Source organism: Pseudarthrobacter ribosi, from assembly GCF_055412865.1.
The window spans coordinates 1-19,548 of sequence record NZ_JBVAYZ010000032.1 but is presented as its reverse complement, the minus strand read 5'-3'; the positions used below and the strand labels follow the sequence as shown (position 1 = coordinate 19,548).

The window sequence follows — 19,548 nt, the reverse complement described above, 5'->3', positions numbered from 1 at the left end:
GACCCTGGACGAAAGCTCAGGCCCGGTCCATGAAAGAATGGGGTGATGTGGACGGAGACTAGCGGGATTATCGGTGTGGGCTACGAGGGCCACGATATTTCGTCGTTCATTCATCATCTTCAGCCGTGGAAGGTTGACGTACTCGTAGACGTGCGCCTGAATGCTATCTCTCGGAAAAAGGGGTTCTCAAAGACCGCGCTTTCCGCTGCCTTGGCTGATGCTGGCATTCGTTACGAGCATCTTCCTGTCCTCGGCAATCCTAAAGATAACCGTGACGGGTTCTGGGCGCCTGGTACGAACGCCGCGGGGTTTGCCCATGAAAAGTATCGAGAGTTGTTGCTCGCTGACTCAGCTCACGCTGCGGTCCATCACCTGGCGCAGCTCGCGGCGGCCGAACATGTGGCCCTTCTGTGCTTTGAAGCATCGGAGGCTCGCTGCCATCGTCGACTGGTGCTCGAGGCCGTTTCGGCCGAAGCTGCAGCTCTGTCTCGCACCTAGTTCAGCGACTGGGATCTGTAGACACCTATAACGCTGAACGCCAGGGGATGCTTCAACTGATTTCCGACGAAAAACAGTGGGCGACGATCGGGAGCGCACATCTGCGTGAAGAATTTCTTGCGAATCTCGGACATGGCATTGAAGTCATCGCGGTCCTTCAGCCGCCTTTCCAGCGCGACGAGTTCCCAGTCGAGCAACCCCTGGACGTGCCCTTTGCAAGCCTTGTCTTCACAGAGATAGGAATATTTTCCTTCGAACCGAGGTGCCTCGAGCAGCTGCACTTTGGGGGCATCCCCAAATAGATCCTCCTGGCCAAGGTTCACTTTGAGCTTTTGTGCCTGTTCCGGAGTCCAGCCTGGGTGAACGGTCAGCTTGAAGTCTCTTACTTCACGGGGGCGGATCACTGCCAGCGAGGGAAACTCCTGGCCGGCCCTCTGCGCCCTGAGTATTCCGCACATGGTCCATTGCGAAGAAAGCGGCGATACATATCGATGGCGCGGTTTCCAAGGATCCAAATGGGCGACAGCTTCTATCGTGGAACGATCTGGAATGTAGCTTTCGCTTCGTGGATCCTTTGACGCCGGTTTCACCTGCAGCCTGATCAAGTCGTATTTGGTGAATTGGAGATATTCCTCCATGGAGCGGAAGGGTATGGGGTAGAGCCGTATCCACTCCGGGCCGCTCTCCCTCATCCGGATGCCTGCCACACAGACGGTGTCGCCATAGGCGGCCGAGGGCTGAGGAGCGGCCTTCACGACAACTAAAACCTCAGCGGTCTCCCAACGACTGTCGGGGTCCTTCGGATAGCAGCTACGTCCGTCTCCATCGAGCGGCAACAGATCAAACATTTAGTCCCCCAGTCGTGTTTCGATAATTATGCACGGACCGATGGAGAACTCTTTGATTCTCAAAACCCGATTCGCGGACCTTAATCGGCTGTGCGATTTCGAGAACTGATATCAAGATGCTTTCCCGAAGGGCTGGCACGTCCTGCAGCTCTCGATTGAGATCGTTCTCGTAATTGAGTTCCTTGGCAATTGCTGGCCTGCGGAGGCACTGAACTGCAGCCCGACGTCGCCACCCGGGGGACTCGGACAGGCGGTCGTCTGCCAGCACTGTTCGCCGTGTGATGAATATTTTCTCCTAGTGGCTGCTGACCAGCGAGAATGAGAGATGTGGCATCAAAGGGGGCCGCTGCTGGGACGAGGGGGACGCCATAGCGCCGCGACATAACTGGTGGCACACGATGAAGGAGGCACGCCGGCAGGCGTGTGTCGCCGTTGACTTCTACAACAGGCCGGGTGAGCGCCAGAGCCTCGCGGATTTTGCAGTGCATATGCACTTGGCATGGCAGAACCTCGTGCACGCTCACTTGGTTAGGAAGAAGACCAACATCTACTTCCGTGTGAAGAAGGACAGCCGCCTCTACAAGCGAGACAAGTATGGGCAAAAGCAGTCCTGGGACCTCCAAACCTGCCTCGACACGGTCTACGCGCCCGAAGACCCCATCAGGGTAAACATCGAATTTTTCATCAACTTTCGCAATTCCGTGGAGCACAGGTATGACCGGAGTCTGGTACTCGCCACCGCAGCCCTCGCTCATGCATATGTCATCAACTTCGAGGCCGAGTTAACCCGATTGTTCGGGTCGGAGGAAAGCCTCGCGGAGGAACTCCGCTTTCCCGTCTTTGTTCAGTCGCTCTCACCGGAAGGAATGGACGCTCAGCGGGCGCTCCGGAAGGGGCTGCCACTCGAGGCAATGACCTACATCTCAGAGTTTGAAGCTCGCCTTCCCGATAACGTGCGTGATGACCCGCGCTACGAATACAGGATCCAGCTGCAACCGATCATCGGACCAAAGTCCGAGGCGGACCTCGCATTCAAGTTCATCAATGCCAAGGACCTTTCACCGGAAGAACTTGAAGAGAAACATTCAGAGGGACGACAGGGCAAAATCCTCATCATCGAAAAGCTCAAAGCCAGCGGCTTTGCCGACGAGATGCTGCCGAAAAATGCAGCTGCCGCGATCGAAGAACAGACCAAGTTCAGGTTTTCAGTCAACGACTTCACGAAGATGCGCCATAGGGACGGTGTCGGACCAAAGAAGGGCCATGGTCCATCGGCAGAATACGCCGACGGTTCACGGTGCATCTACAGCAAGGCACACAACAGCCACGTCTACACGCAGGCCTACATTGCCGCAATGATCCAGGAACTCCGCGACCCTGCCCGGCACGAAGCCGCCTTGGGAAGGGCTCCCGAGGTACCAGGTTCCCCGCCTAATCCGAAGCAACATCCCTTAGCCAAGCAGAAAAAGTAGCTGCGACAAGCTTCGCCAGCGTCTTCGTCGGCGCACTTATCTGCACTAACACTGCTTCTGCTCGACACTCTTCTGCACTAATGTCACTTCGGCTCGGTACTCCGTCGCCCAGTGGCTTAGTGCAGAGGACTCCTGACATTCAGTGCAGACGACTTCTGAAACTGACAGAATCGCCTAAACGCCGCGTAATCTGACTGTCCAGTATGTTGTTCCAAAACCCTCGCCACAATCCCCTGTCACAGGGATGACTTTCGGTACGGTTTGGGCATGGAGATTGGTTACGCCCGCGTATCAACGGTGAAGCAGGACCTCGCCCGGCAGTTGGATGCCTTGACTGCCGCCGGCATTGAGACGATCTTCTCGGATAAGAAGTCCGGCACCACCACGGATCGCGCGGGGCTTCAGGACGCGTTACGTCACGCCAGAGCCGGCGACGTTCTTGTGGTCCACACGCTGGACCGGCTGGGACGGACCGTGCGGGACACCTTAAATCTGGTCCACGCACTGAAAGAACGCGGCGTCGGCGTCCGGACCCTGGCTGATCCCCTGCCTATCAACACTTCCAACCCGGACAGTCCCATGGCGCAGCTTGCGGTGTCATGCTGGCACTCTTCGGAGAGATGGAACGGACCTACGCGGCCGAACGAGCCTCGCACGCGCGGACGGTGGCATCTGCCAACGGGCGACGTACAGGACGGCCTTCCGTAATCGATGCCGACAAACTCGAACACGCCGCCCTGCTGCGGGACAAAGGCTTCTCCATGAAGGAGATCACCGCCAAGACCGGGCTGAAACGCACCACCCTGTACCGGCACCTGCCACCCCGTCGCTGACCTGGTAACCACGAATTCCCTTTAATGCGAACACATCGGTTACCTGCGCTTCAGCGGAGTTGCAACGGAAATCGTGACATCGGCTGGCTAGACTCCTCAGCATGCCTTACGCACCCGAATTAAAAAGCGTTGTAGCCCGCTACGCAAAGAGCCTCGCCGTCCCCAACGGGCTTCAACAGCTGCACGAAAGGAAAAAACACAGGCCCGAGGCCAAACACATGGCACTCGGGCCGGCCATTGTCCTGACATCCTTGTCCGCTTTCGAGGGGTTCCTGGAGGAATTTGTTGCCGTTGTAGGGGCGAAACGAGGACTAAGTTTCGCTCAGATTGCCAAGCTGGCGAACACGAACTCTCCGTCCCTTCGGGACTTCGAAAAGAATTTGGTTTCCCAGCTTGGGAACTGGTCTCCCAGTACCTGGCGGAGCCAATTTTCCTTGACAGTGTTCTCGCCGCCTGCACTCGGACAGAGCAACTGGTGGACTGAAGCAGACATCTCCTGGGAGCAAACCCTGGACCAGGCTGACGGATGGCTGCAGGTCCGTCATTCACTGGCACATGGGCTAACTCGCGGCTATCTCTCCGAACACTGGCCCACACCCATGCGGCAGGGCCTTCACGCGTCTTCCGTATTGCGGCCGCAGAAGGACAACAAATACTCGCTTACGCTCCACGGCGCTATCACCTGTGCCCGCGTATTTAGGCACTCTTCAGAGGCCTTAGTGAAACAGACAGCTATTGCCCTCGGGGAAAAACCGCCTAGCTGGCGGGCCGTGCCAACGTTTCCACTTGCTGGAGCAGAACAGGACTAGTCCCAACTGTCGTCATGAAGGCCCGTTAGTACCTTCTTCTAGCTGGCCCTAAGCTGACAGTGGCCGCCTCTACTCCCGACTACCGAAAGAAGATGACAATGACTGAAAGTAACTCAGAGCGCACCGTACTGACCGGAGTCGTTGAACCGAAGTATGACGATCGGACTACTTTCGCGCACGAAAAATCTTTTGATTCCGTTTCGTCGTTTCCTACAGCGACGTCCGAAATTTCTGGCCGCGATTTCCTCCTGCAGCAGGTAGCCACAGTGACTGACTCCACCGAGGAGTAATGCCTGCTTCGTGGGTGTCATTCCTAATATTCATATGCTTTGTGGCACCAGGATTTTACTTCGAACAGATCAGCGGAACACGGAGAGTACGCGCTAAGGAATCGGCCTTCCAGGAAATAAGCCGTACCGTCCTTGCTTCCGTCGCAATCAGCATCCCCGCAGGACTCGCCGCCTTCGCTACCTGGCGAGTGGTCACAGACGGTGAGCCGCCTGATTTCGCTTCCCTTTTTCGTTGGGAAAACGCATACGTTGGTTCACATTTCGGTAGCCTGCTCGCCTCCGCGGTCGGATACTTGGCAGCCAGCCTCGGAATAGCGACTCTCGCTAATCATTTTCTTTCGCGACATCTAGTAACGCCGCTTGTCCACAAACACACGCTGTGGACTGAGCTGTTTAGAGTTCGCAAACTCGCTGATCGCGAAGCTTGTCATGGTAACGATGAAGTCGGGGGACATCTGGAAGGGAATCGTGGGCAACTTCAGCGCAGACCACGAAGCAGATGACCGGGAGCTTGTCCTCTTTGAGCCGATACTTCACAGCACCGCCGTGAATGAGGTCCCTGTCTTGCAGCCACAAGTTGTCCTGGTTCTTCGGGGATCAGAGATATCCAGCATTGGAATCAACTACGCCCGCAAGCCTGAGAGACCGGACCCGACCAACGCCAGTTGGTTCGAACGCGCTCGTGCGTTGCTTCTTAGGGGAGTCCCGTCGGACCCGAGAGAACCTAGGCATTGACCCGATCTACTAGAACCGTCCTCGCCCGGTCGTCCCGCCGGATTTAGCGGGTGCTTCACGTTCCAAGCTGTAGTGGCCTTCAGTTCCCAGAGCGCGCAGATAGTTACCGACCAGCGATCGAACCACCCTGTTTGGTGCGTCCTGTATTTCTGCCAAGGTGGCCATGGTGATCTTCTGGTACCTATCAGCGTCCATGGCTCCATATTTTTCGACAAATGTACTCTGAATTGTGGAGCCGCCCTGAATAGCATGAGTGGATCTGAGGCCCCTGAGGCCGGTAGCCCGCACGCCTAGGGTCCATGCCCCGCCATAGTTCAGCACATCCGACAGCCTGGCAATCCACTCCATGAGATGCTGCAGGTAGGCAACTGCATTCACGTCGAGGATGAAGTGTTGCTCAGGAGTCCACTGGAGGGTGCCTCTACCAAGGAACACTCTGAAGCCCCCTGTATGGGTTACCTCGATGTCCAGAAGGCTAGCTTCAACAGAGCTCTCCCGTGCTTCTGGGTTTGGTGTACGCCCTTCACCCAGGGCTGCATACGTGACGAATGCTGTCCCGTTGCTTCGAGCAAGCTTGTTGGTGGCTTCTCGTGGACGCGGATTTGTGTCGGGTGCCCGATCGGATCCCTGGGTCACGATCTCTAGGACCGCTAAGTTATCAACCAGTTCCTCGAGCAGCTCCTGATTGATGGGCATAAGCGGCTCGGCAACGATATAGATGTGCCCTGCTAACCGTTGTTCCACCGGCAGGTAGTCTCGCTCTTGCTCCTCCTCAAGCAGCTTGGCTCCGAGGTCAATCTGCTGCTGTCGCCGTTGGTGGTGCCTGAGAACTTCGGCGTCTGTCAGGGCGTGCTTGGAGGCTTCCCCGCGGCCGTAGTACTTCCCACCCGCCATGTGTGGCGCAACGGGGGAAGGAAGGACGGTAGCGACGACGTATCCGAGAGCATTTTCCTGGGTCGAGGGGATGACCACCGTCCGGACAACTAAGGGTGGTTCGATGCTGTTCCGAGCGATCTGGTCAATGCGCTCCGCCAGACCTTCGGTTGGGAGCGGTTTCGTGCGGAGCGTCTTGTTCTTCTGGACGTCGGAAATCTCCTCTACCCCCAGGATGAAGGTCCCACCGTCAATCGCAAGACTGGCAAGCGTGGCAGCGATGGAGCCGTTGTTGGCGCTCTGTTTCACTTCCAGATAGTGGTTTTCCCTGAAGGTGCCGTTAGCAATACTGCTAACGATGTCCTCTTCAGTGGTCGGTATCCATCTACTGGTCATGCGGGTCCTTAGGGGATATGTCGAAGCAACTGCCTTGACTGGGAAGTGGTATCAAACTGACATCATGCTTTGCAGGAGTGCGTTACCGGAAATGCGCTGCACCGTTGTTTGTTCTGCGCAGGGCTTCCGTGCACCCCGAATGCGGGGCTAGCGCCCATATTCGGTTTGTTGCTGGCGGCGCTGGTCCTGGCTCCTTGGTTGGGCTGTCGTTGCGGCGGCGGCCACGGTGCCTGGTTGTGGTGGGAATGAAGCGTTCATGAGCCGTTGCATCTTTTCCATCCGGGGGTCAATGCCGGCGGGACGGGGCTCGGGCTGCGCCGGCTCTTCCGGTTTCGCTGCGTCGGCCATGAGCTGGTTGATCCGCGCCGCGTCCGCCTGGGCGGCTTTGAGCGTATCGGCGTGTTTGAAGGGTTCTGCCAGGGCCTTCTCTGCCTGTTCGACATGGGCGAGTGCTTCCTTCCGTCGTCCTTCGACGTCGGCTGCCAGCTTGGGGAGCGATGAGACACGGTTTTCGAGTTGTCTGATGGTGCCTAGATCGGCGGACAGGAGACTGCGGCGGGCTATTTGTGTGGTTGCCCTGGGCACTCCTTCGATGCGTACTTCGACGGTTGCCCGGTCAAGGTCCCGGGCCGGCATGAGGCGGGCGCGGAGGTCGTGGCCGCCGAGGGTGGCGATGGTTCCGAGCTCGTCGTAGCCGTAGAGGTTCATGAGCCGGTGGCCGTGTTTGCCGGCGCCGTCGTCTACCTCTACGCCGGGGACGCGGCCGAGGGTGCCGAACACACGAAGCCCTACCGGGTGCTGAAGCCAGCCGTGGACCTCCTGGAGGACATCGACTACGCCGATTTCCAGTGTTCCCTGGACGATCCGCCGGGTAAGTACAACTACTGGAGCGCGGACTACCACAACGAACTCTCCGATGCCGCCCTCGACGTCATCGTCGATTCCGCCCGGAACCTGCCGGGGCCGAGTTCACAGCAGCTGATTGCCCACTGGGGCGGCGCGGTGGGAGGCGCCGGCGCCGCCACCACGCCGCTGCTGAACCGGAACGCCAGCTGGGTGACCCACCCCTTCGGACTGGGCGAGACCCCGCAGGGCGGCCAGGAGGCGAAGGCCTGGGTCAAGAGGTTCCGCCAGGACATTGCACCCTACGCAACCGGGGGCGTGTGGCTGAACTTTATCGGCGACGAGGGCCAGGAACGGGTCCGGGCGGCCTTCGGGGACGAGAACTACAACCGGCTGGCCCAGATAAAACGGGAGTTCGACCCGGAGAACACTTTCCGCGGCAACCAGAACATCCGACCCGCCACTTCCTGACAAACGGGCCAGTCCCCGCGGGCTGGAGCCTCCGGCTGTGAGACGGTTGGTAAGTAACATGACCATCCGATAGTGGGAGACAGAGCAGCATGGGCAGCCCGGAGAAAACAACCCCCTGGAACGACAGCCTAGGCCGCGCCAGCATCAGGACCGCGCAGGTCCTCCTGCTGCTGGTTCTGACCGTGGTCGTGGTGTACGCGCTGATCCAGGTGCGGCTCGTGGTGATTCCGGCGCTGCTGGCGCTGATCCTCGCCGCCGCGATCGCCCCCTTCGTCCACTGGCTGCGCCGCCGCGGCTGGCCCAGCACCGCCGCGACCACCGTGTCGTTCGTGGCGCTCCTGCTCGCGTTCGGTGCCGTGATCACCGGCATCGTCTTCGCCGTCATGAGCCAGGCGGACGAGCTGGCCGACAAGGCCACGCAGGGCTTCGACCGCGTCCACGACTTCATTCGCACCGGCCCCATCCCCGTCGATGACCAGCAGATCCAGCAGGCGCGTGACGCCGCCATCGACTTCGCCACCAGCAGCACCGTCGGCGCGGGCGCCATCTCCGGGCTCAGCGCGGCCGGCAACTTCCTCACCGGCGCCGTGCTCATGGCGGTGATCCTGTTCTTCTTCCTGAAGGACGGCGAAAAGATCTGGGCCTTCATGCTGCGGGCGTTCAAGGGCGAGAAGCTGGTCAGGGCTCGCCGCGCCGGGGAACGGAGCCTCAGCGTGCTCGGCGGCTATGTGCGCGGAACCTCCATCGTGGCCTTCGTGGACGCGTTCTTCATCGGCCTGGCGCTGGTGATCATGGGGGTGCCGCTCGCGCTGCCGCTCGCCGCACTGACCTTCATCGGAGCCTTCATCCCGCTGATCGGCGCCACCCTGGCCGGTATCCTCGCGGCGCTCGTCGCACTGGTTGCCAACGGCCCGCTCGCGGCCCTGGTCGTCATCATTGTCGTGATCGTCGTCAACCAGCTGGAGGGCAACTTCCTGCAGCCCGTGGTGATGGGCCAGGCGCTCAACGTCCACGCCCTCGTCATCCTGCTGGCCCTCACGGCCGGCACCATCCTCGCCGGCATCATCGGCGCGATCCTCGCTGTCCCCCTTGTGGCGGTGGCCTGGGCCGCGATCAAGGCCTGGAACTCAGGAGGCGACATCACGCCCGCGGACATCGCCGAAGCCGAACATGAGACCCAGCTGAATGAAAAGGGCGAAGGCGTGCGCTCCAAACCGCTCCGTGCGCAGACCCCGGAGGAGCAGCAGTCCGACACCGCCGCTGCTGACGCCAGCCAGGGCTGATCCGCGGCCGGATTAGACTTCCCCCATGGCCATTTACCTGGACTCTCCGCTCTGGCCGGCGCACGGAACCCACTTCTCGCACCTGATTTCGGACACCTCGCTGGAGGAACTGCACGCCTTCGCGGCGGCGGCCGGCATCCCGGACAGGGCCTTCGACGGCGACCATTACGACGTCGCCGAAGCCCGGTACGGCGCCCTCGTGGCCGCCGGAGCGGTGCCGGTCGAGGGGCGGGTCCTGGTCCGCAAACTGATCGCCAGCGGCCTGCGGATCCCGGCGCGGCGACGCAACGGCGCACTCAAGCTCCCCCTGCTGACGCGTTGGAACACCGTCCTGCCCGGCCACGACGCGCTCTTCCTGGACCTGCTGGACCGCTGGGGCGAGGAGCACCGGAAGTACCACGGCCGCACGCACCTGCTGGCGGTCCTGGAGGCCCTGGACCTCCTCACCGAACCGGCCGACCCGCCGCGCACCGTGCTGCTCGCCGCCTGGTTCCACGACGCCGTCTACCGCGGCATCGCGGGCCAGGACGAGGAGGAGTCGGCCCGGCTCGCCGAGGACCGGCTGGCCCACGCTCGGCTTCCCGCGGCCGAGGTGGACGAGGTGGCCCGCCTGGTGCGGATGACAGCCGACCACCAGCCCGAGCCCGGCGACGGGGCCGCCGCCCTGCTCAGCGACGCCGACCTCTCCGTGCTCGGCGGGGAGCCGGCAGCCTACGCCCGGTACCTGGCCGCCGTCCGGCAGGACTTTGTGCACATCGGCGACGACGACTTCGCCGCCGGACGCGCCGCCGTCGTCCGCCAGCTCCTGCGGCTGGATCCGCTCTTCCACACCCCGCGGGGCCGGGAGCTGTGGCTGGACGCCGCGCGGCGGAACCTGCAGGCCGAGCTCCGGTAGGCGCAGGGCGCAGGGCGCAGGCCCAGCCAGAACACACTCATCCACGACAGGCCTAGCCGTCCTCGTCCTAGATTGCTAGCATCCTAGTATGGTCGAGAAAACGCAGTTCAACGTGTATCTGCCGGCGTCCCTGGTGAAGCGGGTCAAACATGCCGCCATCGAAGAGGGGCTCTCCCTCTCTGCCTATGTCGAACAAGCTCTGATGCAGGTCCTCAACAGCAAGGAAGGCCCGGAACAATGAGAATCACGCCGATCCGCTACGTGCGGGATATCGAGAAGTCCAACCGCTTCTACGCCATGCTCGGCCTCACGGAGCAGGCTGCGGCCACCAGCGGCACCTGGGCCGAACTACACGGCGAGGGCGGAGGGCTGGGGCTCCACATCGCCGCAACGCCCAGCAGCCACCTCGACGCGGGCGCGGTGTCGTTGCAGTTCACCAGTGACGAGAAGCTCGAGCCCCTGGCCGGGCGCCTGGCTTTGGCAGGCTTCGAGCCGTCCGCCGTTATTGATGAAACCTTCGGCCGGTACTTCACCGTCGCGGATCCCGACGGCTATGTGCTCCAGGTCAACGAGGCGGACGACGAGCTCCGGAACATCAGCTATGAAACCCGCGAATCCGCGGCCCTGAAACCCTAGCTGCGGCGCACGGCGCCAAACCGCGAGTCCACGGCAGCGCGCGGTCAGAGCGTGGGGTCAGGGGGTGCGGCGGAGGTGTTCGGCGAGCCGGTCGAAGGACTCGCGCCAGCCGACGCCGTGGCTGTCACGATTGTCGATCGTGTCGAAGGGGCCCTGGAAGAACGTCATCCGGGTGCCGCCGTCGATCTCCTCCAGCTGGAAGGTCACCTCGGTCTCAAAGCCGCGGGTGCCGTCCGGCTTGTCCCAGGCGTGGGTGAAGATGAAGAGATTCGGCGGTTCGATGTCCGTGTGGACACCGCTCCACCAGTGTTCCTCCCCGGTGCTGTCCCGGACCATGCAGGCCCGGTACAAGCCGCCGATCTCCAGGTCCGCGTCGATGCTCTCGCGGGGAACATGGAACCCGCGCGGTCCCCACCAGGCCGGTGCCTGGTCCGGGTCCGTCAGAGCGGACCAGGCCTGGTCAATGGACGCCGGGAATTCGCGGGTGATGACCAGCATGAGGTCCTCGGGCGGAGCGGCGGACTTCCGCTGGCCGGACGTTGCGGGAACGGCTGTTACATGCTCGGACATTGCGGGACTTCTCCTCTACAACGGTTAGCGGTAGGCCTTGCTGTAGGCCGTCACAAAGGGCCTGTCTGTCGGGACGATCTGTTTGCCCAGCGGCATCAGCGAGACCGGGATGAGTTTGAGGTTGGCGATGGCCAGCGGGATGCCGATGATGGTGATGGCCATGGCGAAGGCGGTGACCACGTGGCCGATCGCGATCCAGATGCCGGCGACGAGCAGCCAGATGACGTTTCCGAGCAGGGAGAACACCCCGGTGCCGCCCGGACGGTCCACCACGGTGCGCCCGAACGGCCAGAGCGCATAGTTGGCTATCCGGAACGACGCGAGCCCCCACGGGATAGTGACGATCAGCAGGCAGCAGATGATTCCTGCCACGAAGTAGCCGAGCGCGAGCCAGAGTCCGCCAAAGAGTAGCCAGATGATGTTGAGCAATGTCTTCATGGCTCCATTCTCCCCCGCCGGAGGCCGATCCGGCCTAGGGGTTCACCCTGAACAATTCCTGAAATGTGTCCCGTGACGCGGACGGCGGGCCGGGCGCTTTGCGAACGCACGAAAGGGCACAATACTGGGAACATGCCTGCACTCCTGAAGATTGCCCTGATCGTTGCCCTCGTCCTGCTGGTCGTCGGGCTCGTGGTGGAGGCCGTGCAGTTCCTGCTCTACGTCGGCCTCCTGGTCCTTGTGGGGGCCGGCATCATGTTCTTCCTGCGCCACTCGCGCGTGACCCGCTGACGCCGCCTGTCCGGGACGCGCGCAGATGACAAGCATCGGAGACCTGCTGGGCCCCATTCTCGAAGTCATGACATGGGTGGGTTTCGTGCTGGGCCTGCCGCTGCTGGTGTGGGGCTGGATCTCCCGACGGCGCCATTGCCAGTGGGCCGGAACCACCGGCAAAGTGATCAGCGCCGGCGGGTTCACGGGCTACAGCTGGACGGACCACCACGACGCCGACCACCGGTCCCTGCTGCCGGCGACCGAGTCAGACGGCCTGGTCGTCGGGTCCGACGTCGACCTCTACTACGACGTCTGCCACCCGTCCCGCTGGGGCCTCACCCCGCCGAAGCAGGACAACGCCGCCTGGACCATTGGCTGGCTCCTCACCGGAGTCGGAATTGTTTCCACGGTCGGCGGCTTCGTCCTTCTGCTTTTCTAAACGCGGCGCCGGCCTGCCCGCTAGGCCTGCTTCACCATGGCCGCTTCGACACTGATCTTGACCTTGTCGCTGACCAGCAGCCCGCCGGCCTCGAGCGCGGCGTTCCAGGTCAGGCCGAATTCCTTGCGGCTGATGTCCGCCTCCGCGCTGAACCCGGCGCGGGTGGCGCCGAACGGGTCCACCGCGACGCCGGTGAACTCGACTTCCAGGTCCACCGGCTTGGTGACGTCGCGGATCGTGAGGTCGCCGGTCAGCACATAGTCCTCGCCGTCGCCTCTGATACCGGTGGCGCGGAAGGTCATCTCCGGGTACTTTTCGACGTCGAAGAAGTCAGCGCCGCGGACGTGGGCGTCGCGGTTGGCGTCGCCGGAGTCGAAGCTGGCGGTCTTGATGTTGGCATGGAGGCTGGAGTCGGCGAGGGAATCGCCGACCCGGGCTTCCGCCGCGGCCTCGTTGAAGCGGCCGCGGACCTTGCTGATGCCGGCGTGGCGGACGCTGAAGCCGACTTCGCTGTGGGACATGTCCAGCGTCCAGACGCCGGGGGTCAAACCTTCGGGCAGGGTCACAACGGTCTCCTTCGCGGGTGGCGGGCGGGGCCCGCCGGGTCATCGGGGTACTCCCCCAAGGAGCCATGCTAGCCACGGCGCCGCGGCCCGGCTAGCCTTCCGCGGAAACCTGCGACGCGCCCAGCGCGGCGTCCGAGTTACGCCGCTGGCTTCGGCGCCCAGCCGATCGCTGGAGCGATATGCCGGACCACGGTGCCCAGCAGCTTGGCGTTGAAGTCCACACCCAGTTGGTTGGGGACGGTGAGCAGCAGGGTGTCGGCGTCCCGGACGGCCGCGTCGGCGGCCAGTTCCTCGGCGATGGCGTCGGGGGCGCCGACGTAGCTCCGGCCGAAGCGGGCCACCAGTCCGTCGATCACCCCGACCTGGTCGCGTTTCTCCCGCAGGGCGCTGAGACCGAAGAACCGGCGGTCCTCCTCGTCGACGATCGGCAGGACGCTGCGGCTCACCGAGACGCGCGGTTCGCGCTGATGGCCGGCGCCGGCCCAGGCCTTCCGGAACATGGAAATTTGCTCGGCCTGAAGCTGGTCGAACGGCACCCCGGTGTCCTCGGTGAGCAGCGTGGAGCTCATCAGGTTCATGCCCTGTTCCGCGGTCCACACGGCGGTGGCGCGCGAACCGGCGCCCCACCAGATCCGCCCGCCGAGGTCCGGTGAATGCGGCTGCACGGGCAGCAGCCCCGATCCTCCGCCCGCGTACCGCGGCTCCGCCTCCGCCATCCCGGCCCCCGAGATCGCGCGGCGGAACACCGCGGTGTGCCGCCGGGCCATGTCCGCGGCGGTCTCGCCATCCGCCGGCACGTGGCCGAAGGCGGCAGCGCCGTCACGGGCGGGTTCGGGTGAACCGCGGCTGATCCCGAGCTGCAGCCGACCGCCGCTGATCAGGTCCGTCGCGGCGGCCTCCTCGGCCATGTACAGCGGGTTTTCGTAGCGCATGTCGATCACGCCGGTGCCCATTTCGATCCGGCTGGTCCGGGCGGCGATGGCGGCCAGCAACGGGAACGGGGAGGCCTGCTGCCGAGCGAAGTGGTGCACGCGGAAGTACGCGCCGTCCACGCCCAGTTCCTCGGCGGCGACGGCAAGTTCGATGCCCTGCAGCAGGGCGTCGCGGGCGGTCCGGGTGCGGGAACCCTCGCCGGGCCCCCAATGCCCGAAAGACAAGAATCCGATGCGCTTCATGTCGGGGCCAACACGGGAGGGACCGGCGGCATTCCTGCAGGGGTGTTCAGGGTTTCGCGGCCGGGTCCTTCGCCGCCGCCACGAAGTCCCGGATTTTGGCCAGGTCCTTCACCCCGCGGGAGGACTCCACGCCGGAGGAGACGTCCACGCCCCAGGCCCCTGCCTGCGAGGCGGCGCCGGCGACATTGGCCGGATCGAGCCCGCCGGCCAGCAGCCAATTGCGCCCCTCCAGCCCCTTCGCGCGGACCGAGGCGTAGTCCCAGGCCTCGCCGGAGCCGGGGACGGCGGCGTCGATCAGGAGCATCTCCTCGCCCCAGTCCGCGAACGCCTCGGGTGCGGCGGACATGGTGACGGCCCGGATGAGCTTGAGTCCGGCGTCGTGCACGGTGCGCACGTCCGCCGGGGTGCGGTCGCCGTGCAGCTGGACCCAGTCCAGCCCGGCCTCGCGTGCCCGCGCCGCGGCGTCCGCCGCGGCCTCGTGCCGGAAGACGCCGACGGCGGGGAGGCCGGCCGGGATGTGGGCCAGGAGTTCCCGCGCCTGCGCCGGCGTCACTTCGCGGGGGCTGCGGGTCAGGACGAAGCCGACGGCGTCCGCCCCGGCCTCCGCCGCGGCCCGGACCGACTCGTGGGTGCTGAGCCCGCATACCTTGACGAACATTCCGCTCCTTCTCCGGTGTTTACCCTTGTTCCTGCCTCCGACGTTAGCAAGGACCGCGGCAGCCCGGCGCCCCACCCGCCCCCGAGGTGAGATTTCGCGCCCATGGTTGTCCGGAACATGGGCGCGAAGTAGGACCTCGGCGCTGGTGGCAGCGGCCGGCGCCCCGGATTCCATTCCCGGCCGGCCGATAGGGTGGAGGGATGGAGATCATCCGCTATGCCGAGCTGAAAGACCACCCCTGGCGCAACGGCGGCGGGGTGACCCGCGAACTGGCCAGCCATCCCGCGGCCGCCTCCGCACAGGCCGCCCCCGCGCAGGACGGCCCCGGGGCCGCCGGCTGGGACTGGCGGGTGAGCATCGCCGAGGTGTCCAAGGCCGGCGACTTCTCGGCCTACCCCGGCATGGACCGGGTCCTCACCGTGGTGGAGGGCGAACTGCTGCTGCTGAGCGTCGACGGCGCCGAGCACCCGCTAGAGAAGAACCGCCCGTTCCGGTTCTCCGGCGACGCCGCCGCGGCCGGGGCGCTGCCGACGGGCAACATCCGCGACCTGAACGTCATCACCCGCCGCGGCGTGTTCAAGGGATACACCTCCATCATCGAACTCTCTAAGAAGCGGGCGCATCCCGTGTTCGAGGGCCAGCTCGGGATCCTGCTCCAGGGCCAGGCGGTGGTAACTCCCGGCACCGCCGGCGCCGGGCCGGGTACGCCGTCCGGCGGTGAGCCGGCCGCGGGCACCGCCGCGGGCGCCCCTGGGACGCAGGCGGCCGAGCCGACGACGCTCGCCCGCTATGACGCCGTCGTTGGTTCCGATACCGACACCCCCGAGATTCTGGGCCGCGGCTTCCTGGCCGTCGTGTCGATCGACCGCGCCGCGGATTAGCCCTCCGTCACCTTCACCCGGGTGGCGCCGATCCCCACCGAGTCCTGGGACAGCCGCTGCGCGAGCCAGATCGGCATGATCGAGACGACGATCAGGACGACGGCGACGACGTTGACCACCGGCGCCTGGTTGGGCCGGAAGAGGTTCTGCAGGATCCAGATCGGCAAGGTGGTAATCACGGCGGTTTCGCCGTACCCCGGGGATTCCAGCCCGACCGGCGCCCCCAGCCACTCCAGCAGCCCGCCGTCGGCGAGCACGCTCCGCCAGGCGTAGGCCTTGACGAGGTAGCTGGCCCACAGCGGGATGGACGTCACCGTGCAGCGGCTGGAGCGCGGCGCCATGCCTGCCCTGCGCCGGATCGGGGAACTGGCCACCCTGGTCACCCCGGACGGCCGCGCCATCGTCTCGGCCGCCCCGGACATCGCCGCCGGGGACCTCGCCACCGCGGCGGAGGGCTGCAGCGTCCATCCTGTGGGCAGAACGTTCCGACTCTGGAGCGGAGCCACGGCGCTCTGACCCGGCGCCGTCCCATCGAGTGCTCCAGCACTGCCGTTATGAACCCTCAAAACGGCGGTTGTGGAGCAGCCGATGGTGGGTCCTGCGCCGACGGTGCCGCCGGTTCGCCCCTCCGCGGGGTGTTGCTAGGCTGGGATCAAGACCCCGCCTCAGGGGCCTCCGGACGACGGTTCAGTACCCGGCACGCGACAAGACTGGCCACAGGAGCTCTCATGTCGTGGTTAATTCTCATACTTTCCGGGTCGCTGGAAGCCGTCTGGGCCGCGGCCCTGCACCGGACCGGACAGACCACAGGCTGCCGCCGGATTGCACCCGCCGCCGTCTTCCTCGTCTCCGTGCTGGCCAGCACCGGCGGGCTGGCGGTCGCCATGCAGTCCATCCCGTCCGGCACCGCCTACGCCGTCTGGGTGGGCGTCGGCGTGGTGCTGACCTCCGCCTACGCCATGATCGCCAAGGTGGAGCCCACCACCGCCGCGCGGATCCTGCTGCTCGGCGGGATCGTCGCGTGCGTGGCCGGCCTGAAGCTGGCGGCGTGACCATGCCCGCGAACCGCGCATCGACACTGGCCACCAAGACGCCGGCCGCCACCCTGGCCTGGGTCATCCTGCTCGCGTCCGCGGTGCTGGAGGCGGTCTGGGCCACGGCCTTGGGCCTCTCCGATGGTCTCACCCGGCCCATGCCGACCCTCGTGTTCGCGCTGACCGCAGCCCTGAGCATGGCCGGGCTGGGCCTGGCCGTGAAAAGCATCCCGCTCGGCACGGCCTACGCCGTCTGGGTCGGGATCGGCGCGGCCCTGACGGTCGGCTGGGCGATGGCGACCGGCGTCGAACCGGCCAGCCCGCTCAAACTGCTGTTCATCGCGGGGATTGTGGGCTGCGCGGCCGGGCTGAAGCTGCTGCCCGCCGGGAAATCCGCGGCCGCCCCGGCGCTCCCGCCCAGTTAGTGCGCGCCCGGACGGGTGATCCGGAGCGACACGCCGTGGCTGCGGCCCGACTACCGGCAGTAACCGGGCGGGAGCGCAGGAATACTCAGGAGCGGCCACGGGTTGGGGGTAGAAACACCGAAAGAGAGGCCCCGATGAAGGCAGCAACAGTCATGCTCGGCGACGGTTTGATGGTCAGTCCCCTGGGGTTCGGCGGCATGGCCCTGACCCCGGTTTACGGGGAGGTGGATCCGGCCGAGGCCCTGCGGACCCTGCACCACGCGGTGGATGCCGGGGTCAGCTTCATCGACACGGCGGACATCTACGGCGGCGGCAGCAACGAGGAGCTGATCGCCCGGCTCCTCAAGGACCGCCGCGGCGAGGTGCAGCTGGCCACCAAGTTTGGCCTGGTGGGCACACCGTCCACCGGCTACTCGGATATCCGGGGTGACGCCGCGTATGTGCGGCAGGCCGTGGACCGCAGCCTGCAACGGCTGGGCACCGACACCATCGACCTGTACTACCTGCACCGCCGCGACCTCCGCGTTCCGATAGTGGAAACCGTGGAGGCCATGGCGGGGCTGGTACAGGCCGGAAAGGTGCGGCACCTTGGCCTGTCTGAGGTGACGGCCAAGGAGCTGCGTGAAGCCAGCAGCGTCCACCCGATCGCCGCGGTCCAGAGTGAGTGGTCCATCTGGAGCCGCGACGTGGAAAGCAACGTTATTCCTGCCGCGGCCGAGCTCGGGGTGGGGTTTGTGCCCTATTCGCCGCTGGGCCGGGGATTCCTCACCGGCACCGTGGACGCATCAACGCTGGGCAGCAATGACTTCCGCCGCAACATCCCGCGCTTCGCCGAGGCGGCGCTGGACGCCAACCAGTGCGTGGTCTCGGCCGTGCAGTCCGTCGCGGCTGAACTTGCCGCCGCCGGACAGGCTGCAACGCCCGCCCAGGTGGCCTTGGCCTGGCTGTTTGCGCAGGGCCGGAAGCTGGGGCTGCCCGTAGTCCCCATCCCCGGTACCCGCAAAGCGGACCGGATCGACGAGAACCTGGGAGCCTTGACGCTCGACTTCACCGCAGCGCAACTGACGAAACTCGACGCCGCTGCGGACGCCGTCGTCGGCACCCGCTCCGCGGACCCCAACTGGGTGTCCCAGGGCCGTGAATAGCGTCTTTCGTAGACTGAAGCCCATGGACTCGCTCATTCACTCGTTACGTGACATCACCATCCGCCGGATTTCAGTCAGCGAGATGGACAACAACGTGTACCTGCTCACCAGCAAAGTGTCGGGCGCGCAGCTCCTGATCGATGCGGCCGATGATCTGGCCGCCATCCAGGGGCTGCTTGCCGACGCCGCCGCGGATACCTCCGCGGCGCCGAAGCTGGCGCTGGTTGCCACCACCCACCAGCACTGGGACCATGTCCGTGCGCTGCCGGGCCTGGTGGCGGCCACCGGGGTGAAGACGGCGGCCGGGACGGATGACGCCCCGGAGCTGCCGGTGCCGGTGGATGTGCTGCTGGATCACGGGGACGTCGGCAACTTCGACGGCTTCGATGTGACGGCAGTGCACCTGCGCGGCCATACCCCGGGGTCGATCGCGCTCGTGTACCAGGACCCGGAGGGCCCGGCGCACATTTTCTCCGGCGACTCGCTGTTCCCGGGAGGCGTGGGAAACACCCAGGACGATCCGGAACGGTTCGCCCAGCTGATCAGCGATGTCAGCGAGCGGCTGTTCGGGGCGTATCCGGATGACAGCGTGGTGCATCCGGGCCACGGAAAGCCGACCACACTGGGTGCGGAACGCCCGCACCTGGAAGAGTGGCGCGCCCGCGGCTGGTAGATCTCACCTTTTATGCTGCGCTTTCGGACGGCCGCTACGGGGATCCCCATAGCGGCCGTCTGTTTGCGTAGCGGAAAACCGAGACCTTAGCGGCTGCGGCGTTCGTTCGACGCCGGGGCGGACGCGCGGCGGGGGCCGCCGCTGCGTGCCGGACGGCCTTCGCTGGAGCGGCCGTTGCCGCCGCCTGCGTAGGACCCGCCCGAGGTGCCGCCGGTGTTGGAGGACCAAACAGCCGAATTGCCACCGGCATTGCTGCCGCCGGTCTTGGCGCCGGCAGCAGCACGCTGGCCCGTTGCCGGACGCCCGCCGCGCTGGCCGCCGGTGGCGCCGCCGGTGCGGGGAGCCCCGCTGCGCGGTGCGCCGCTCCGGGGTGCGCCGGTGCGGGGAGC

Annotated in this window: 29 protein-coding genes, 1 pseudogene and 1 riboswitch; of the genes and pseudogenes, 20 read left to right on the top strand and 10 right to left on the bottom strand. The window is 64.9% G+C overall.

All coding sequences use genetic code 11. The features are described 5' to 3' along the window. Window positions 1–45: 45 nt before the first annotated feature. Entirely contained in the window at window positions 46–498 is a 453-nt protein-coding gene (locus tag ACZYZ5_RS20090; RefSeq protein ID WP_463904105.1) for a DUF488 domain-containing protein, read from the top strand. Here the strand turns inward: ACZYZ5_RS20090 and ACZYZ5_RS20085 are convergent. Continuing rightward, window positions 495–1,346, bottom strand: coding sequence for a DUF8757 domain-containing protein (locus ACZYZ5_RS20085; RefSeq protein ID WP_463904103.1), 852 nt, complete (start codon window positions 1,344–1,346; stop codon window positions 495–497). The two genes, ACZYZ5_RS20090 and ACZYZ5_RS20085, sit on opposite strands and share 4 nt — an antisense overlap. A 398-nt stretch (window positions 1,347–1,744) precedes the next feature. Between ACZYZ5_RS20085 and ACZYZ5_RS20080 the strand changes: the two genes are divergently transcribed. The 6 genes from ACZYZ5_RS20080 to ACZYZ5_RS20055 all read left to right on the top strand — a co-directional run bounded on the left by ACZYZ5_RS20080 (window position 1,745) and on the right by ACZYZ5_RS20055 (window position 5,485). Further along, entirely contained in the window at window positions 1,745–2,818 is a 1,074-nt protein-coding gene (locus ACZYZ5_RS20080) for a DUF3644 domain-containing protein (protein ID WP_463904101.1), read from the top strand. Window positions 2,819–3,085: 267 nt separating this feature from the next. Continuing rightward, on the top strand, window positions 3,086–3,526 hold the full coding sequence (locus tag ACZYZ5_RS20075) for a recombinase family protein (RefSeq protein ID WP_463904099.1): 441 nt from the start codon (window positions 3,086–3,088) through the stop codon (window positions 3,524–3,526). Window positions 3,527–3,752: 226 nt separating this feature from the next. Next, complete coding sequence (locus ACZYZ5_RS20070) at window positions 3,753–4,460, top strand: hypothetical protein (RefSeq protein WP_463904097.1); 708 nt, start codon at window positions 3,753–3,755, stop codon at window positions 4,458–4,460. A gap of 98 nt (window positions 4,461–4,558) precedes the next feature. Continuing rightward, window positions 4,559–4,750: a hypothetical protein gene (locus ACZYZ5_RS20065; protein ID WP_463904095.1), complete on the top strand. Its 192-nt coding sequence runs from the start codon at window positions 4,559–4,561 to the stop codon at window positions 4,748–4,750. Beyond that, entirely contained in the window at window positions 4,750–5,253 is a 504-nt protein-coding gene (locus tag ACZYZ5_RS20060; RefSeq protein WP_463904093.1) for a DUF6338 family protein, read from the top strand. Before ACZYZ5_RS20065 ends, ACZYZ5_RS20060 begins: the two co-directional genes overlap by 1 nt. After that, on the top strand, window positions 5,180–5,485 hold the full coding sequence (locus ACZYZ5_RS20055; protein ID WP_463904091.1) for a hypothetical protein: 306 nt from the start codon (window positions 5,180–5,182) through the stop codon (window positions 5,483–5,485). The genes ACZYZ5_RS20060 and ACZYZ5_RS20055 overlap by 74 nt, the downstream gene beginning before the upstream one ends. A gap of 9 nt (window positions 5,486–5,494) precedes the next feature. On the opposite strand, the gene ACZYZ5_RS20050 is transcribed toward ACZYZ5_RS20055, so the two are convergent. Both ACZYZ5_RS20050 and ACZYZ5_RS20045 read right to left on the bottom strand, forming a co-directional pair. Further along, on the bottom strand, window positions 5,495–6,754 hold the full coding sequence (locus ACZYZ5_RS20050; RefSeq protein ID WP_463904090.1) for an AlbA family DNA-binding domain-containing protein: 1,260 nt from the start codon (window positions 6,752–6,754) through the stop codon (window positions 5,495–5,497). Between the two features lie 147 nt (window positions 6,755–6,901). Next, a complete protein-coding gene (locus ACZYZ5_RS20045) occupies window positions 6,902–7,462 on the bottom strand; it encodes a hypothetical protein (RefSeq protein WP_463904088.1) in 561 nt (186 codons plus the stop codon). A gap of 6 nt (window positions 7,463–7,468) precedes the next feature. Between ACZYZ5_RS20045 and ACZYZ5_RS20040 the strand changes: the two genes are divergently transcribed. The 5 genes from ACZYZ5_RS20040 (at window position 7,469) to ACZYZ5_RS20020 (ending at window position 10,882) form a co-directional block, all read left to right on the top strand. Then, the gene (locus ACZYZ5_RS20040) at window positions 7,469–8,068 is read left to right on the top strand and encodes a BBE domain-containing protein (protein ID WP_463904087.1); all 600 of its coding nucleotides are present in this window, start codon (window positions 7,469–7,471) and stop codon (window positions 8,066–8,068) included. 89 nt (window positions 8,069–8,157) lie between these two features. Continuing rightward, the gene (locus tag ACZYZ5_RS20035) at window positions 8,158–9,351 is read left to right on the top strand and encodes an AI-2E family transporter (protein ID WP_463904085.1); all 1,194 of its coding nucleotides are present in this window, start codon (window positions 8,158–8,160) and stop codon (window positions 9,349–9,351) included. Between the two features lie 25 nt (window positions 9,352–9,376). After that, a complete protein-coding gene (locus ACZYZ5_RS20030) occupies window positions 9,377–10,246 on the top strand; it encodes a DUF4031 domain-containing protein (RefSeq protein ID WP_463904084.1) in 870 nt (289 codons plus the stop codon). An 88-nt stretch (window positions 10,247–10,334) separates the two neighbouring features. Further along, complete coding sequence (locus ACZYZ5_RS20025; protein ID WP_463904083.1) at window positions 10,335–10,487, top strand: ribbon-helix-helix domain-containing protein; 153 nt, start codon at window positions 10,335–10,337, stop codon at window positions 10,485–10,487. Then, window positions 10,484–10,882, top strand: a complete 399-nt coding sequence (locus ACZYZ5_RS20020; protein ID WP_463904081.1) for a VOC family protein — start codon at window positions 10,484–10,486, stop codon at window positions 10,880–10,882. Before ACZYZ5_RS20025 ends, ACZYZ5_RS20020 begins: the two co-directional genes overlap by 4 nt. Before the next feature lie 57 nt (window positions 10,883–10,939). Here the strand turns inward: ACZYZ5_RS20020 and ACZYZ5_RS20015 are convergent, their stop codons facing one another. Both ACZYZ5_RS20015 and ACZYZ5_RS20010 read right to left on the bottom strand, forming a co-directional pair. After that, window positions 10,940–11,452, bottom strand: coding sequence for an SRPBCC family protein (locus tag ACZYZ5_RS20015; RefSeq protein ID WP_463904080.1), 513 nt, complete (start codon window positions 11,450–11,452; stop codon window positions 10,940–10,942). A gap of 24 nt (window positions 11,453–11,476) precedes the next feature. Then, complete coding sequence (locus ACZYZ5_RS20010) at window positions 11,477–11,890, bottom strand: YccF domain-containing protein (RefSeq protein WP_463904079.1); 414 nt, start codon at window positions 11,888–11,890, stop codon at window positions 11,477–11,479. Between the two features lie 132 nt (window positions 11,891–12,022). Here ACZYZ5_RS20010 and ACZYZ5_RS20005 point away from each other — a divergent pair, with 132 nt between their 5' ends. Both ACZYZ5_RS20005 and ACZYZ5_RS20000 read left to right on the top strand, forming a co-directional pair. Further along, complete coding sequence (locus ACZYZ5_RS20005) at window positions 12,023–12,181, top strand: hypothetical protein (RefSeq protein ID WP_463904077.1); 159 nt, start codon at window positions 12,023–12,025, stop codon at window positions 12,179–12,181. Between the two features lie 25 nt (window positions 12,182–12,206). After that, window positions 12,207–12,602 carry a hypothetical protein gene (locus ACZYZ5_RS20000; protein WP_463904076.1) on the top strand — a complete coding sequence of 132 codons (396 nt, stop codon included), beginning with the start codon at window positions 12,207–12,209 and terminating at the stop codon, window positions 12,600–12,602. Window positions 12,603–12,622: 20 nt separating this feature from the next. Here the strand turns inward: ACZYZ5_RS20000 and ACZYZ5_RS19995 are convergent, their stop codons facing one another. The 3 genes from ACZYZ5_RS19995 to ACZYZ5_RS19985 all read right to left on the bottom strand — a co-directional run bounded on the left by ACZYZ5_RS19995 (window position 12,623) and on the right by ACZYZ5_RS19985 (window position 15,001). Next, complete coding sequence (locus ACZYZ5_RS19995; protein WP_463904074.1) at window positions 12,623–13,168, bottom strand: YceI family protein; 546 nt, start codon at window positions 13,166–13,168, stop codon at window positions 12,623–12,625. Window positions 13,169–13,305: 137 nt separating this feature from the next. After that, window positions 13,306–14,343: an LLM class flavin-dependent oxidoreductase gene (locus ACZYZ5_RS19990; protein ID WP_463904072.1), complete on the bottom strand. Its 1,038-nt coding sequence runs from the start codon at window positions 14,341–14,343 to the stop codon at window positions 13,306–13,308. A gap of 46 nt (window positions 14,344–14,389) precedes the next feature. After that, window positions 14,390–15,001 carry a phosphoribosylanthranilate isomerase gene (locus tag ACZYZ5_RS19985; protein WP_463904070.1) on the bottom strand — a complete coding sequence of 204 codons (612 nt, stop codon included), beginning with the start codon at window positions 14,999–15,001 and terminating at the stop codon, window positions 14,390–14,392. Window positions 15,002–15,201: 200 nt separating this feature from the next. On the opposite strand from ACZYZ5_RS19985, the gene ACZYZ5_RS19980 reads away from it, so the two are divergent. Continuing rightward, window positions 15,202–15,882: a HutD/Ves family protein gene (locus ACZYZ5_RS19980; RefSeq protein ID WP_463904068.1), complete on the top strand. Its 681-nt coding sequence runs from the start codon at window positions 15,202–15,204 to the stop codon at window positions 15,880–15,882. Here the strand turns inward: ACZYZ5_RS19980 and ACZYZ5_RS19975 are convergent. Further along, window positions 15,879–16,196: a hypothetical protein gene (locus ACZYZ5_RS19975; RefSeq protein WP_463904067.1), complete on the bottom strand. Its 318-nt coding sequence runs from the start codon at window positions 16,194–16,196 to the stop codon at window positions 15,879–15,881. The two genes, ACZYZ5_RS19980 and ACZYZ5_RS19975, sit on opposite strands and share 4 nt — an antisense overlap. Before the next feature lies 1 nt (window position 16,197). Between ACZYZ5_RS19975 and ACZYZ5_RS19970 the strand changes: the two genes are divergently transcribed. From ACZYZ5_RS19970 to ACZYZ5_RS19950, 5 genes are all read left to right on the top strand, one after another. Next, window positions 16,198–16,398 (top strand): hypothetical protein, encoded by a 201-nt coding sequence (locus tag ACZYZ5_RS19970; protein ID WP_463904066.1) that lies wholly within the window; start codon window positions 16,198–16,200, stop codon window positions 16,396–16,398. A gap of 137 nt (window positions 16,399–16,535) precedes the next feature. Further along, window positions 16,536–16,601: riboswitch (guanidine-III (ykkC-III) riboswitch) on the top strand. Window positions 16,602–16,610: 9 nt separating this feature from the next. Beyond that, the gene (locus tag ACZYZ5_RS19965) at window positions 16,611–16,934 is read left to right on the top strand and encodes a DMT family transporter (protein ID WP_463904064.1); all 324 of its coding nucleotides are present in this window, start codon (window positions 16,611–16,613) and stop codon (window positions 16,932–16,934) included. A gap of 2 nt (window positions 16,935–16,936) precedes the next feature. Then, window positions 16,937–17,341 (top strand): DMT family transporter, encoded by a 405-nt coding sequence (locus tag ACZYZ5_RS19960; protein WP_463904135.1) that lies wholly within the window; start codon window positions 16,937–16,939, stop codon window positions 17,339–17,341. A 134-nt stretch (window positions 17,342–17,475) separates the two neighbouring features. After that, the gene (locus tag ACZYZ5_RS19955) at window positions 17,476–18,486 is read left to right on the top strand and encodes an aldo/keto reductase (RefSeq protein ID WP_463904063.1); all 1,011 of its coding nucleotides are present in this window, start codon (window positions 17,476–17,478) and stop codon (window positions 18,484–18,486) included. A 22-nt stretch (window positions 18,487–18,508) separates the two neighbouring features. After that, a complete protein-coding gene (locus ACZYZ5_RS19950; RefSeq protein ID WP_463904061.1) occupies window positions 18,509–19,159 on the top strand; it encodes an MBL fold metallo-hydrolase in 651 nt (216 codons plus the stop codon). An 86-nt stretch (window positions 19,160–19,245) separates the two neighbouring features. On the opposite strand, the pseudogene ACZYZ5_RS19945 reads toward ACZYZ5_RS19950, so the two are convergent. Further along, window positions 19,246–19,548, bottom strand: a pseudogene (locus tag ACZYZ5_RS19945) (DEAD/DEAH box helicase); the annotation flags it as partial.